This is a genomic window from Streptomyces sp. NPDC057287 (genome assembly GCF_042667905.1).
In the GTDB taxonomy this organism is placed as follows: Bacteria; Actinomycetota; Actinomycetes; order Streptomycetales; family Streptomycetaceae; genus Streptomyces.
Map to the genome: position 1 here is coordinate 411,674 of NZ_JBHUYV010000002.1, position 12,427 is coordinate 424,100.

Below are 12,427 nucleotides of genomic sequence, written 5' to 3' on the forward strand. Positions count from 1 at the left end.
ACAGGACCAACAACCGGGAGATGACGCTCGTGCTCAGAACCACCACCCGCACCACGGAGCCGGCACCCGCCCTGCCCGTCCTCCCCACTGGTACCGACCCCCCGCTGCAGCTCCAGGCCGAGACTCGGTCGGCCGACGGCCCCGGGGCAATCCGCTGCGTCGGCCACTCACGCGAACTCGCCCTCGGGGGCATCCCCGTGATGTGCTCCGCCTGCCGGGCCCGACGCGACTGGCTGCTCATCAACCACGGGCGCAACGTCTGGGTCCGCTGCCGGTGCGGCAACCAATGGCTCGAGCCCGAGATCGGCCGCGCCGACTTCGATGCCCTGATCGGCGGCCCGCACGGGACGACCTACCCGAGTGTCGAGGCGGGCTTGACCGCGCTCGGGTTCGACGGCGTATTCGCCGGCATCTACCTGGAGTAGGCGAGCACCAGACGGAATACCGAAGGGCGCCACCGGCATGTCGGTGGCGCCCCTTGGCGTGCAGGTGAGGTTCAGCCGCGTGCGCTGTCCTTCGCCAGCCCACCCCGGAAGTCGCACCCCGGGCACTCATCTTCACCCTGGACGTGTCCCTCGTACCAGCCGTGGACCGCCGCATGCAGGATGGCCTCCTCCACGGTGGCCTCGCCGCTACGGACTGACTCGATGGCTCCGCCGACGATCAACCCGAGTACGGCGTTGTCGGTCGAGGGGAACGGGGGCGAGGGCACTGCGAGTCGGGTGTCATGCCCGCAGCCTACGGGCGAGCACCCGCTCGGTCAGTCGGTCGACGTGGTCTCCTGTCGGGGGGAGCTGTGCAGGTCGCTGCGAAATCCCCGGCCGACCGGCCTCCAGTTCTGGAACGTGGACGGCTTCCAGCGGGGACGGCCCGGAACGCTGTCGTCGTCGGGCGAGGGCAGGCTGCCCCGGCTCTTGCGGCTGCGGGTCGCGCCGACGCTGATACCCAGGTGGGCGGCGACCTCCGGGTACCCCAGAGCCTCTGGTCGTCGGCCATAGTGTTCTCCTCCGTCAGGGCGAGCGTACGGAACGAACAGGTGGAAGCACGACGAGGCCGCCCCTGCCTGAGCGGCATGGGGCGGCCTTCGGCGGTCCTCGGTCACACTCCGGAGCGCCGGTTGGAGAGGTCGAGGGCGTCGGTCGCGAAAGAGAGGGCGGCGCACAAGCCGGTCACCTCGTACAGGGTCGGACGGACCAGGCGCGGCCAGTCGTCCGGGGCGGCGGGCCAGGAACCGAGGAGCACCTCGGTCGTGGTCAACCCCAGGTACGCCGTGATGTCCCAGCCGCTGCGCGAGGCCGGCTCCCAGCGCAGCCGGATGCGCCCGAGGGGAAGTTGGGGAGTTTCGGCAGCGAGCCAGGTGATGTCGAGGGGGCCATCGGGGCGAGTGGAGATGCGCTGGAGAAGCGCGCTATGCACGCCGTCCGGCATGGGGCGCACGGCGACATCGTGCAGCGCGAGACGAGGCACGGGACGCGAGAGCGACGAGATTGAAGCCTCCGTGGTGGTAGAGAAGCGATCAAGCCCAGGCGAGGGCATCGCGCGCCCCCGCCGGGAGGTAGTCCTCCTGACCGTCATCGGAGATGTACGCCTTGCCGTCGCGGATGACGACCTCGGCCCCCACGAAGTGGGCGAACGGGAAGTCGGGGTTGACGGCGAGACGGACCGGCAGGTTGGGGTCGAGATCCTGGAGCTGGCGGAGCAGGTGGCCGACGGTCAGGTACTGGGGCAAGGGAGTCTCCGTGAACGGTGAACATCTACGAGGCTGGTCGGCTCGAAGACGGGGAGTCGTCGAGCCGTGGGTGAATGTATGAGCGGAGCCTGATCGGCAGTCAGCACGAGGAGTTGGTGACCAAGGCGGAGAGGAATCCGGTAACGGCCTCGGAGGGGGTGTGGAGACCGAACTCCTGGACCCATGAGTCGCCCTCGGCGGGCTGCACCCGGACGTGCCAGACGATGTTGCGCTGCCAGGCCGACGGGTCCTCGGAGAGCCAGCCGACGTAGACATAACCGTCGGGGCTGGTCGCGTGGACGTTGGCCTCGGGGGTGTCAACGATCGCCCACCCGAGTGCGTCCAGGAGATCGAGCACCGGGCCCGCACCGTGGTCGGCGGAGAGCCAGTTGAGAGCATCCGCTGCGGGTCGGATAACGGCCGGAAGGAGGGTGGAAGGGGGGCTCACGGTTGGATGGATCCCTTCGTTGAGCTGCGGTTTCCCGACACCCGTACGTTGGCATGCGGCATGCCGAAGTGCGTAGTCGTTTCCCGGCAAGGACGTCTGCCGTGGGCGAACTCGGAGTTGTCGGCTGGTGACTGGAGACCGGGGAATGGACAGGCCACCGCGGTTGTCCTACATGGGTTGCGGTGACGGGCCACAGGCGAGAGAAGGGGGACAGCGATGGCCGAGACGAGCAGACGCTGGGACGGCGCCGGGTTGGAGCGCAAGATCCGCGCGGCCGGGCGGCCGTGGACCGTAGGCGACATCGCGATGGTCGCCGACGGCCAGTGGGGAGTCGGCGCACAGCCCGATCAGTGGCCGGACGAGGAGACGGTGGAGCGCCGGGTCGCCGAAGGCCGGCGCGTGGAGCTGACGATGGAGGAGCTGGCCCGCGCGGTGGGCCTCCGCGCAGAAGAGGACCACCGCGACGAGAATCAGAGCTAACCGTTCAACGTCGGGGGCCCGTTGTGGGCGCCGACGGCCCGATGACAGCCGCTGGAGAGGACGGTTCGGGCACGGCCCCCGGGGCGTGCTGCGTCTGCCCGGAGCGGGCGACAGCGGCCTGTGCCAGCCGAACCCTCGGCGCCTCAACCTCGGGTGCGGATGCCTCACGAGCCTCCACCACGCGCCGGATCGCCTGGAGGTACGCACGGCTCTCCGCGTGGGCGACGCGGAGGCTGACTGCCGCTTCGGTGATCCGGTCGAGTTCGTAGAAGTCAGGCACGTACCCATGCCGGGACAGGGCGTGAAGACGGTCCTGGTCAACGGTTCATTCTCACCCATCGCGTATGCCGTGGATTTGACAGCGCGGCCCGCAGTGGGAGGGTTGGTAGGGCATGGCTCGGCGGCTTCACAAGCGAGGATCCCATCCGGTGAGCGAGAGCCCGCCCCAGCTGCGATCGTGGGGCGTCTTAGGCCGTGCGTTGTCATCAGGCTGGCGCCGCGGGCGCGCCGCGACAGGTCGCGGCTTCTGCGCGGGCACGTGAGCAGAAGAGAAGAGGGGACGGTCTCGACATGCGTGCAGCAGCGTACGGAGGACCGTGGACAGTCACGGTGAAGCCGGACCCGAGGATCGAGCCCCTTCGACATTATCGTGCGGATCACCAGCACCAACATCTGCGGTTCCGAAACCTGCACATGTATGAGGGGCGGACCTCGTTCGAGACGGGGCGCACGCTGGGGCACGTGAACCTGGGGCAGGTCGCGGAGGGCGGGCCGGGGGTCAGCAAGAGCCATACCTCATCCGCCGCCAGGCATCGGCGCGGTCGTGCAGGAGACCTGTTCGACGCCAGCCGGTCACGGCAGTGCTCGGCCGCTCCCGGGCGACCGAGCACCTGAAAGGAGTCCCCTCATGGCTGACATCAACGTGGCGCTGCACGTACAGGTCGAGGCCCAGCCCGGCAAGGAGGAAGAGGTCGCCGCGTTTCTCCGCGACGGTCTTGCCATCGTGCAGGAGGAGCCCGACACCGTCGCCTGGTTCGCCGTGCGCCTGAGTCCGTCCACCTTCGCCATCTTCGATGCCTTCCCCCACGACGACGCACGCCAGGCCCACCTCGCCGGCCGTCTGGGCAGCGCCTTGACGGAACGAGCCGGTGAACTGTTCGCCCAACCGCCGTCCGTCGAGCAACTCGACGTCCTCGCCCACAAACTCCCGTGAAGACCAGACTGCCTGGTCCACGCCCGGCGCGTCGCACTGGTCCCGGCCGGCGCCCGAATCATCGCAGCGGCGATCGATTGGGTCGTCATGGGGTGGGCCCGCCGTACGCATCGGAGCACGCGAGGTTCGGCCCGGTAGGCGGAGCGCGGGGTCGGAATACACCAGGCGACAACCGCGTACCCACAGCAGAAGGGACCTTGCCGTGACCATCAAGACGGAGTCCGTGTCCCTGGAGGACGCCCGGCGAGTTGTCGCTGCGGGGGAGGCCAAGGCCGACGAGATCGGCTCGCCGAGCAACATCGCCGTCGTCGATGTCGGTGGCAACCTCGTCGCGCACATCCGGATGGACGAGGCGTGGATCGGGAGCGTCGACATTTCCATCAGCAAGGCCTTCACGTCCCGGGCCTTCGACATCAGTACCGCCGACCTGGCCGCCAACGCGGGTCCCGGTGAGCAGTTCTTCGGGATCAACGCATCCAACAACGGACGCGTCATGATCTTCGCGGGCGGTGTCCCGCTGAGGCACGGCGGCCGGATCGTCGGCGCCGTGGGCGTCAGCGGCGGCAGCGGTGAGCAGGACCAGACCGTGGCCGAGGCTGCGGCGACGGCATTCTGACGACTGGCCACGCCATGCCGTGATCAGCGGAGCCCTCAGCGAGGCCGCTCGTTGGAAACTCCACCGCGAGGACGGTTGGACCAAGGCCCTCCTCCACCTTGACGGCAGCTGAGCGGCGGCAGCGCGGACCCGAACCGGTCCCCCGACGACAACCGGAAGGAACCACGCACCATGACCAACGAACTGCACGGCTGGAAGGTCGCCATCCTGGCCACGGACGGCGTTGAGCGCGTCGAGCTCGAACAGCCTCTCGGCGCACTGCTGGGCGCTGGAGCGCAGGCCGAACTCCTCTCCCTCCACACCGGCGAGATCAACGCGCGCCAGATGGACATCGACCCGGCCGGAACCTTTACCGTCGACAAGAAGGTCGCTGACGCCCGTGTGGGCGACTACGAGGCGCTCCTGCTGCCCGGCGGCACCATGAACCCCGACCAGTTGCGCACCGACTCCGACGCCGTCGCCTTCGTGAGGGAGTTCGTGGAGACCGGGAAGCCCGTTGCCACCATCTGCCACGGACCTTGGATACTGGCGGAGGCTGGCGTGCTGCGCGGTCGCCGCCTCACCTCATGGCCCAGCATTCGTACTGACCTGCGCAACGCCGGCGCCGAGGTCGTTGACGAGGAGGTCGTGATCGACGACCAGCTGATCTCCAGCCGCAGCCCGCAGGACCTCCCCGCCTTCTGCAAGACGATCATCGAACGCTTCGCCGCCGCAGCGCAACCCGCCTGATCGGGAGAAGTCGCAAGCCACCGAATGACATCCGGCACCCGCACGGCCGAGTCGCCGTGGATCAGCAGAGGAGATCGTCATGGCAAGCAGCAACCGCGCCGTCACCTTCCAGAACCCAAAAGACATGCGCGTTGAGTCCCTGGACTTCCCGAAGCTTCAGATGCCGAACGGGAAGAAGGCTCCGCACGGAGTCATCCTCAGGATCGTCGCCACCAACATCTGCGGGAGCGACCTGCACATCTACCGCGGGTCCTTCCCAGTGCCCCAGGGCATGGTGATGGGGCATGAGATGACCGGGGAGGTCATCGAGGTCGGCCCCGACGTCGAGTTCCTCAGTGAGGGCGACCTCGTATCCGTCCCGTTCAACGTCGCCTGCGGCCGATGCCGCAACTGCAGGGCGCGCCGGACCGAAGTCTGCGAGACCACGAACCCCGAGGTGTCCTGCGCAGCGTACGGCTTCAACCTGGGCGACTGGACCGGCGGCCAGGCCGAATACCTGTTCGTCCCCTACGCCGACTTCCAGCTCCTGCGCTTCCCGGACAGGGACCAGGCCATGGCGAAGATCCGTGACCTGGCGCTGCTCTCGGACATCCTGCCCACCGCGTTTCACGGTCTCATGGAGGCCGGTGCCGAGCCGGGCTCGACCGTGTACATCGCCGGCGCCGGACCGGTCGGCCGCTGCGGCGCAGCAGCGGCGCGCCTCCTCGGGGCGTCCTGCATCATCGTCGGCGACTACCACAAGGACCGCCTGGAGCTGGTGAAGAAGAACGGCTGCGAGACGATCGACCTGAGCCAGGACGCGGCGCTCACCGACCAGATCGAGGCCATCCTGGGCGAACCCATGGTCGACTGCGCAGTCGACTACGTCGGTAACGAGGCACACGGCATCGGCCGCGAGGCCGAGGACATGGACCCGGCCCACGCCATCAACCAGGTAATCGACGCCACCCGCGCGGGCGGAGCCACCGGAGTCATCGGCGTCTACGGCCCCGACCCGCTCGCTCAGTCGAAAGCCGAGCAAGAGGGCACATACCCGATCGACTTCGGCAAGGCATGGATCAAATCGCCGCGGATCGCCGCCGGGCAGGCACCGATCATGCACTACAACCGCGAGCTGATGATGGCGATCCTGTGGGACCGCATGCCCTACCTGAGCGCCATGCTCAACACGAAGGTGATCAGCCTCGACGACGCCCCCGACGCCTACGCGACCTTCGACACGGGAGTGTCCGAGAAGTTCATCATCGACCCCCACGGCCTCATTCCCGCCTGAGGTCCGCGATCCGAGAAACAACGCCTAACTCGCCGCCTCTCACGTTGCCGCGCCGAGCAGGCGTGAGAATGGGCAGTCCGTCGCTTCGTCTCGGGCGACGGACTGCCCATTACGCCGTCGCTCGTGAGTTCGCAGGGGCGGATGAGGGGGTCTCCCAGCGTTCACCGGCCCAGAAGTGCGGCTCGTACGAGGTGAGCGTGTTGCGGAACTCGTAGCGCGCGTACCAGGGGCTGCCGTGGGCCTCAGGCCAGGATCATCCCTCCGGCCGTCGGGCCTCCCGGACGTCGCCACTGCCGAACGCAGCGGTCTCCACCAGGTCTGCCCGCATTCTCGGCCGACGCTGCTTCTATGTACGCGCAGTCGACGATCAGGAGTTCCAAACACAGGCCCACGTGGTGAGCGTAGACCAGCCCTTCGCAGAGCCGGGACTGTGCGTGTACGAGATCAACAGGGATTCAAAGATGGGCTCTCAGCGTCCGCGCCGGGGCGCCGGCGAGCTAGCCGGCAGGCGGGCAGAGGTCGCGGGCGCGGGGTGTCCCGTCCGTTTCTGGCCCGGCCCCGTGGAGCGGCTCTGGGCGGCCATCACCCGGAGGTCGGCTGCCGTGCGTGGAGCCCGCGCGGCACGGTGTACGGCCTGGGTGACGGCGGTGCGGCGTACGTCCAGCGGAGTTGGAGCGCGCGAGACCTGAGCCTCGGCGATCGGCGTGGCCGACGCGACAGGGGTCATAGTGACCAGGTGCTGCATCCCCCGGTCGACTTGGTGGCGCTCGCGGACCACCGGGGTCGACTTCGCCATCACAGCGGCGGTTTCGGCGATCAAGTGGGACGGGGTGCGGGCCGTGAACGTCGCTTCGGCACGAGTGCCCCAGCCCGGTGGGCCAGCCCACAGCTCGACGGTCGTGCGGTCGGAGCCGTATCCGCGCCGATCGATAAGGATGCCCGCTTGGTCGTCAGGAGCGATGATCTCGACGGTGCCGAGTTCAGCAGCTCCGTCAAGGTTCCAGCCGGCATCGGTCAGCGGCCGGACGGTGTCCCTCCAGGGGACGGTTGGTCCTGTCAAGAAGCGGCCGGGGGTGTCGGAGGCGATGGCTTCGTCGTAGTCCTGGACCAGTGTGGCGGTGAGGCCGGCGACCATCTCGGCCGGGGTGACGTGGTTGAACGTCGCCGTCCAGCGAGGCGCCGAGAAGGCGTCCTCGGCTGCGCTGATCTTCCACAGTTCGAAGTCGTCGCCGAACCAGCCGATCCGTATCCGTTGGTCGGGAGAGGTCACGAGGAGCTGGCAGGGGCCCTCATCGAGGTACTGATGGGGCCAGTGGGCGACGGGCGCGAAGCCAGCCTCACCGGTCCCGTTGGAACCAGCCAGATACATGGGGCTGACCAGTACCTCTTGGTACCGGGTCGGGTCATCAGGGGCGTACATGGTCGAGTCTCCGGAAGCGAAGGAGGAGAACGGATCAGCGTATGCAGCGGCGGGAGCCGCCGGAGCGCACGCGGATGCCGTAGTGGCGGCGAGTGGCCTCTAGTTCTCACCCCCGTCACCGACCCCGGCCCGGTGCCGACTGAGCGGTCACGGCCGCCGGCACCCGCGGTTCCGGCTGAGGCGCGTGGCTGAACATGACGTTCGACGCGGCGGCGCTCCGTCGTAGGGCCGCCGCGGTCCGGGCGCTCTCGGCTCCCGCCCCCAGCGGAATGCCGACGTGGGTCCGCGTGGCTGCCGCTGTCGGACGCGGTGCCGCTGTTCCACCTCGCAGCGAGAAGGGCTGACTCCAGTGCTCGACACTCGCGTAGACGGCCCCCAACGCCTGGCCGGCATCGGTAAGCACGTACGGGTCTCCGTGCCGGGAGCCCGTCCGCGTGACCAGGCCATCGGCCTGAAGCCGGACAAGTCGCTGCCGTGCGAGGCCGTAGTCCAGACCGGCCGCCTCGGCGATGTGGACGAACCGCATCTGGCCGTCAGCCGAGTCGAGGGCCTGAATCACGGCAGTTGAGTGCCGAAGATGCAGGCGGCGCAGCGCGTCCTCGACACGCTCGGCTTCGGCCATCGGTTCCTGTGTCAGGTGGGTGCGGGACCAGTCCGAGACCGTGCGGAGGACGGGGGCCAGAGACGTGCCGAGCGCGCTGAGTTGGTACGGCGCGCCCCGCCGGTCGTAGCCGCGGACCACCAGTCCGTCAGCGTGCATCGTGGCCAGCCGTTTGCCGACGAACTGCTCACTGACGAAGGGGAGCTGCGCAGCAACGTCGCGGACGCGCACGGGGCCCCTCACCTGGGCCAGGGTCATCGCGGTCCAGGTGGTCCACTTGGGCCCGATCCGGGCGAGAGCCTCCTCGACGCGCTGGGCGTCGATGGAAGCGATGGAGAAGGTGGGAGGCAGGCCGGGGGTAGCCATGGTGGGGTCCTTATCGGGATGAGGTCAGCGTGAGCGGGGGGTCGCGAGGGAGGTCCTGGCGATGGGCACGGCGGCCGGTTCGGAGAGCGCGCCTGACGTGGTCCGCGTGGTGGTGCGGCCGAGGGCGGCGGACACCCGGGAGGTCGTCGCGCGACCATCACGCAGGGCGGCTTCCCCCTGCGCAGTGAGCGAGAGGAGCTGGCCGGGCCGGTACACGTTCTCGGTGGTGTCCTGATGCAGTAGCCCGTCGGCGACCAGCCGCTGCACGGTCTGCGGGAAGACCGCCGGGTCCTGCCGCTGGGCCCTCTCCCGCGAGATGTACGGGTCCTCGCCGATCGCGTTGCGACCAAAGCGAACGCCTCCGGCCGCGACGGCTTCGAGGGCTACCAGCCCGCGCTCCCCGGCGACGGCCCAGTCGTCGTCCCGGTCGGGCCTCGTCTTCTGGTCCTGCCCTTGGCTCTTGTTTATCGCGCGTTGAGCAGGCTCGGGCGAGGAAAGATGCCGGCGGTAGGCGGACAGGGACTCGACGAGCTGGCTGTACGCCCGGTCTTGTTGCGCCAGAACGCCTCCGAGTTCGGGGAGTGCTGTCCGCAGCAGCGCGTACGACACCTGGGCGCGGCCGACTTCACTGCGACCGATGCCTTTGTGTAGCCGCTCAGCCCGTTGGACCGCGTGGAGCACGCTCTCGTGTCGCTCGTCCAACGCCGCTGCGGCTTCGATGACGCGTGTAGCGGCCTGGTGCAGCGGCTCTCCCGGACCACGCGCGAGGGCGGGCACGCTGACATCCCCGACACTGAGCACTTCGACGACGAGATAAGGCCCAGGGGGTGTGTCTGCGTCGTACGGGTTCACTCCGTCGCCTCCATCCGGGCGAGCAGGGAGCGGACCAGAGCGGGCAGGATCCCGGGGTCGTCGCCGAGCCGAGGGCGGTCGCTCGCTTCGCGGAGGAGATCGGCGTCATCGAGCAGACCGCTGGAGATCTCCATGCAGGCGTCGGTGATCCGGGCGGAGGCGAGCAGCGACTGGGAGAGAACCTCGACGTAGTCGTCCGGCGCGAGGCCGGCGGCCTCGGCTGCGTTGCGGACCGCCTCCAATTCAAGCGCGCTGAAAGCGAAGTCGAAGTCGTCGTCCCGCTCGGTTCCGCCGGATGCGGCGACGAACGGCGCGCAAGGCTCCGTAGGGGTGCCCACGCGGGTACAGATCTCGTCGGCCGAGGAGGTCAGCTCGGCGAACGACTCGGTGAGCCACCCCAGCGCGGAGGCGTAGGAGGCCAGAGCGAACAGGCCCGCCGAACCAGCGGGGCGTGGGTCGGCGGCCACGAAGCCCTCGAACCGGTCGTTCAGCCCGGTGATCACGCGGGGCCCAGCGGCCAGCGGACCCAAGACGGGATGCAGGTAGGAGCGGGCGGCAGCCGTCGGGTACTCGGCGGCAGGGATACCGCCGACGTTCTGAGCGGCCTCGGTGAGGAGATCCGCTAGCTCTGAACGGGTGCGCGAAGCAGGGTCGTTGGTCATCGCTGGGTGGCCTTTCGGGGGGCAGTGGCCGAGGGTGGCGCTGTTGACGGGGCAGTCGCGCGGCCCGCTGTCCGACGTTCGGCGGTGAGCGTCGAGCGGGACCGGGCGGCCTGTACGCGGGCCTCCGTGGCGGAGTCCGGCCCGACCCCTTGCTGAGGGCCGGTGCGCAGGTGGGCCGCGTGGTAGACCGCGTAGTCCTTCCGGCTGCCAGCGGCTACGAGGTAGATCTCGCGCTTGTGAGTCGAGGTCGGCGGAGCCTGGCGGAACTGAATGACCAGCCAGTAAGAGACCTTCGGGTCGACGTACACCTTGTGGAAGCCGGTTAGACGGCCCCTCAACGGCAGACAGTCGTCGCTTCCGTGGACCAGGTTCTGCAGCTCCAGCAGTGCCAAGCCGCGTACCCCATCGGGAAGTTCCCGCAGGTCGGCAATGACATCAGGGTGCGCTGCAAAGGCGAAGCGGGCGCGGCTCACAGTAGCCTCCCCTGGACCGGGTGCTGGACCGGTGTCGCCGGGGTCGCGCGGGTGGCGTCGAGGCCGGTCTGCGGTGTCGCGGAGGCGCCGACTGACCGGGAGAGGGCGATGCGGGCCCGGACGACAGCACCGTTGTGGTCGCTGTACTCCGGCGGTTCTGGCAACGGGCCGCTGCGGCTATCCAACCAGCAGCGGGCGGCGTCCACGTCGGCGAAGGCGCCCTCGCGCATCGTGTACGTGCGGGTGCTGAAGTTTCCCTCGTCGAGGAAGACACGGATCGGTGTCTGCCCGGCATCGGAGTTCCGGGCCAGCGTCCATGCCTCACGCGGGTCGGAGTCCGAGGTCTGGGTGTCGAGTACCTCGTACCGAGTTCCCGACTCCCGGATCTGCTGCTCGACCTGGAGAGTGAGGTCGTCGGCGGGCTTCATGAGGTCCCCGCCAGCCTGGGAGATGTGCTCGGGTGGGCACCCGCGTTCGATCAGCCAGTTTTGGGCGAAGGCCACGGTGGCGTGATAGGTCACCTCGAAGGTGAACGTATTCAGGCTGAGGTCCCGCGCGACCTTGATCGCTGCTACCTGCGGTTCACCCGGCGCACCCCAGGCGACCGATCCGTCGTGAGCGACGACGTAACTGTGGGAGCCATCGGGAGGGGTGCGGTGTTCAGCAAGGACCGTAACGTCACCGGTCCAGAACTGTCGCTCCGCGTACTCGGAATTCGCGTCGGAAGGTGCGAGATCGTCCAAGTGGAAGTCGGGTATGTCGCTCATGCCGCCGGCCCCGTCTGCTTGGACGCGGGGTGGGTCAACAAGCGGTGGTTCGGCCGCGTCGGGCTCGTCGTACAAGCCGCGAAGGGTCCGTCGGGGGCACGCAGGTGCACCAGCGTCTGGTCCAGGTGGTCGCGATGCCAGGTCGAAGGACCGCACAGGCCGGCCTCCGTGTCGGTGAACTGCTGCCAGGCGAGCCAGAGTGCGTGGAGCCGGGCGACGGCCTCGGGGTGTTCGTGCCATTGCGCGCACCATGGGCGGCCCGTGCTGATCTCCCGGCCGTACACCGGCAGGAAGAGGTAGTTCACCCAGTCGCTGAGGGCAGCGAGTTCGACGGCGTACGCCTCGCCGCCCAGGGCGAGGATGAACACCGAGGCGGGGCCGTCGGCCTTCTTGCCGTCAGCCGCCTCGGCTTCCGGAGCGCCGTCCGTCGGCTGGCTGGCAGCGGATTCGGGCTCGGAGCCGAGGCGGTCGAGGATGACGCCGTGCTGCCTGACTTCGGCCACGGTCTTGGCGAGGGTGCTGGCGAGGTCGTCAAGGCCTGCGTCGGGGACGCGGTACGGCTCGGGGCCGGGGGAGGTCGGGCTGGTGTTGGCCATGAGGATGTGCTCCATCTGTGAGACGGCGACATGTCCGAGAGGATCTGGAGAAACAGCGGTTTGGTCCGGCCGGTGGAACGCGGTAGTGGAGCGCTACCGGTCGGCACAGCGGGGACAGTGAGGAGAAGGTTGTGCCAGCAACTGCAAGGCACATGCGGCCTGTTGCGGGACGACGCCGTTGCCGAGCGCAGTGAGCTGCGCC

17 protein-coding genes and 1 pseudogene are annotated in these 12,427 nt (G+C 68.8%); 7 read left to right on the plus strand and 11 right to left on the minus strand.

Features of this window, described 5'->3' with window-relative positions; genetic code table 11:
- Positions 1-20: 20 nt before the first annotated feature.
- The gene (locus ACFUNE_RS05120; protein WP_383562363.1) at positions 21-425 is read left to right on the plus strand and encodes a hypothetical protein; all 405 of its coding nucleotides are present in this window, start codon (positions 21-23) and stop codon (positions 423-425) included.
- Positions 426-496: 71 nt separating this feature from the next.
- Here ACFUNE_RS05120 and ACFUNE_RS05125 read toward each other — a convergent pair whose 3' ends face one another.
- From ACFUNE_RS05125 to ACFUNE_RS05140, 4 genes are all read right to left on the minus strand, one after another.
- A complete protein-coding gene (locus ACFUNE_RS05125; protein WP_383562365.1) occupies positions 497-712 on the minus strand; it encodes a hypothetical protein in 216 nt (71 codons plus the stop codon).
- 386 nt (positions 713-1,098) lie between these two features.
- Positions 1,099-1,428 (minus strand): esterase, encoded by a 330-nt coding sequence (locus ACFUNE_RS05130; RefSeq protein ID WP_383563035.1) that lies wholly within the window; start codon positions 1,426-1,428, stop codon positions 1,099-1,101.
- 88 nt (positions 1,429-1,516) lie between these two features.
- Positions 1,517-1,729 (minus strand): hypothetical protein, encoded by a 213-nt coding sequence (locus tag ACFUNE_RS05135; RefSeq protein ID WP_383562367.1) that lies wholly within the window; start codon positions 1,727-1,729, stop codon positions 1,517-1,519.
- A 100-nt stretch (positions 1,730-1,829) separates the two neighbouring features.
- Positions 1,830-2,177, minus strand: coding sequence for a DUF317 domain-containing protein (locus ACFUNE_RS05140; RefSeq protein WP_383562369.1), 348 nt, complete (start codon positions 2,175-2,177; stop codon positions 1,830-1,832).
- 216 nt (positions 2,178-2,393) lie between these two features.
- Here ACFUNE_RS05140 and ACFUNE_RS05145 point away from each other — a divergent pair, with 216 nt between their 5' ends.
- From ACFUNE_RS05145 to ACFUNE_RS05170, 6 genes and pseudogenes are all read left to right on the plus strand, one after another.
- Positions 2,394-2,657: a hypothetical protein gene (locus ACFUNE_RS05145; RefSeq protein WP_383562371.1), complete on the plus strand. Its 264-nt coding sequence runs from the start codon at positions 2,394-2,396 to the stop codon at positions 2,655-2,657.
- A 570-nt stretch (positions 2,658-3,227) separates the two neighbouring features.
- Positions 3,228-3,443 (plus strand): annotated as a pseudogene (locus tag ACFUNE_RS05150) (alcohol dehydrogenase catalytic domain-containing protein); the annotation flags it as partial.
- A gap of 121 nt (positions 3,444-3,564) precedes the next feature.
- Positions 3,565-3,870, plus strand: coding sequence for a putative quinol monooxygenase (locus ACFUNE_RS05155; RefSeq protein ID WP_383562373.1), 306 nt, complete (start codon positions 3,565-3,567; stop codon positions 3,868-3,870).
- A gap of 202 nt (positions 3,871-4,072) precedes the next feature.
- Entirely contained in the window at positions 4,073-4,486 is a 414-nt protein-coding gene (locus ACFUNE_RS05160; RefSeq protein ID WP_383562375.1) for a heme-binding protein, read from the plus strand.
- 171 nt (positions 4,487-4,657) lie between these two features.
- Complete coding sequence (locus ACFUNE_RS05165) at positions 4,658-5,215, plus strand: type 1 glutamine amidotransferase domain-containing protein (protein ID WP_383562377.1); 558 nt, start codon at positions 4,658-4,660, stop codon at positions 5,213-5,215.
- A 79-nt stretch (positions 5,216-5,294) separates the two neighbouring features.
- The gene (locus ACFUNE_RS05170) at positions 5,295-6,488 is read left to right on the plus strand and encodes an alcohol dehydrogenase catalytic domain-containing protein (protein WP_383562379.1); all 1,194 of its coding nucleotides are present in this window, start codon (positions 5,295-5,297) and stop codon (positions 6,486-6,488) included.
- A gap of 469 nt (positions 6,489-6,957) precedes the next feature.
- Here the strand turns inward: ACFUNE_RS05170 and ACFUNE_RS05175 are convergent, their stop codons facing one another.
- From ACFUNE_RS05175 to ACFUNE_RS05205, 7 genes are all read right to left on the minus strand, one after another.
- Positions 6,958-7,908 (minus strand): DUF317 domain-containing protein, encoded by a 951-nt coding sequence (locus ACFUNE_RS05175; RefSeq protein WP_383562381.1) that lies wholly within the window; start codon positions 7,906-7,908, stop codon positions 6,958-6,960.
- A 115-nt stretch (positions 7,909-8,023) separates the two neighbouring features.
- Entirely contained in the window at positions 8,024-8,875 is an 852-nt protein-coding gene (locus tag ACFUNE_RS05180; RefSeq protein WP_260823346.1) for a winged helix-turn-helix transcriptional regulator, read from the minus strand.
- 24 nt (positions 8,876-8,899) lie between these two features.
- On the minus strand, positions 8,900-9,652 hold the full coding sequence (locus ACFUNE_RS05185) for a large ATP-binding protein (RefSeq protein WP_383562383.1): 753 nt from the start codon (positions 9,650-9,652) through the stop codon (positions 8,900-8,902).
- A gap of 71 nt (positions 9,653-9,723) precedes the next feature.
- The gene (locus ACFUNE_RS05190; RefSeq protein ID WP_383562385.1) at positions 9,724-10,389 is read right to left on the minus strand and encodes a hypothetical protein; all 666 of its coding nucleotides are present in this window, start codon (positions 10,387-10,389) and stop codon (positions 9,724-9,726) included.
- Complete coding sequence (locus ACFUNE_RS05195; RefSeq protein WP_383562387.1) at positions 10,386-10,862, minus strand: hypothetical protein; 477 nt, start codon at positions 10,860-10,862, stop codon at positions 10,386-10,388. The genes ACFUNE_RS05190 and ACFUNE_RS05195 overlap by 4 nt, the downstream gene beginning before the upstream one ends.
- Entirely contained in the window at positions 10,859-11,629 is a 771-nt protein-coding gene (locus ACFUNE_RS05200; RefSeq protein WP_383562389.1) for a glycosyl hydrolase, read from the minus strand. Before ACFUNE_RS05200 ends, ACFUNE_RS05195 begins: the two co-directional genes overlap by 4 nt.
- The gene (locus ACFUNE_RS05205; protein ID WP_383562390.1) at positions 11,626-12,225 is read right to left on the minus strand and encodes a DUF4913 domain-containing protein; all 600 of its coding nucleotides are present in this window, start codon (positions 12,223-12,225) and stop codon (positions 11,626-11,628) included. Before ACFUNE_RS05205 ends, ACFUNE_RS05200 begins: the two co-directional genes overlap by 4 nt.
- Positions 12,226-12,427 lie beyond the last annotated feature (202 nt).

Coding starts and splice junctions, on each gene's coding strand:
- ACFUNE_RS05120 (WP_383562363.1), top strand. CDS start 21: ATGACGCTCGTGCTCAGAACCACCACCCGCACCACGGAGCCGGCACCC.
- ACFUNE_RS05130 (WP_383563035.1), bottom strand. CDS start 1,428: ATGCCGGACGGCGTGCATAGCGCGCTTCTCCAGCGCATCTCCACTCGC.
- ACFUNE_RS05145 (WP_383562371.1), top strand. CDS start 2,394: ATGGCCGAGACGAGCAGACGCTGGGACGGCGCCGGGTTGGAGCGCAAG.
- ACFUNE_RS05155 (WP_383562373.1), top strand. CDS start 3,565: ATGGCTGACATCAACGTGGCGCTGCACGTACAGGTCGAGGCCCAGCCC.
- ACFUNE_RS05165 (WP_383562377.1), top strand. CDS start 4,658: ATGACCAACGAACTGCACGGCTGGAAGGTCGCCATCCTGGCCACGGAC.
- ACFUNE_RS05170 (WP_383562379.1), top strand. CDS start 5,295: ATGGCAAGCAGCAACCGCGCCGTCACCTTCCAGAACCCAAAAGACATG.
- ACFUNE_RS05175 (WP_383562381.1), bottom strand. CDS start 7,908: ATGTACGCCCCTGATGACCCGACCCGGTACCAAGAGGTACTGGTCAGC.
- ACFUNE_RS05180 (WP_260823346.1), bottom strand. CDS start 8,875: ATGGCTACCCCCGGCCTGCCTCCCACCTTCTCCATCGCTTCCATCGAC.
- ACFUNE_RS05190 (WP_383562385.1), bottom strand. CDS start 10,389: ATGACCAACGACCCTGCTTCGCGCACCCGTTCAGAGCTAGCGGATCTC.
- ACFUNE_RS05200 (WP_383562389.1), bottom strand. CDS start 11,629: ATGAGCGACATACCCGACTTCCACTTGGACGATCTCGCACCTTCCGAC.
- ACFUNE_RS05205 (WP_383562390.1), bottom strand. CDS start 12,225: ATGGCCAACACCAGCCCGACCTCCCCCGGCCCCGAGCCGTACCGCGTC.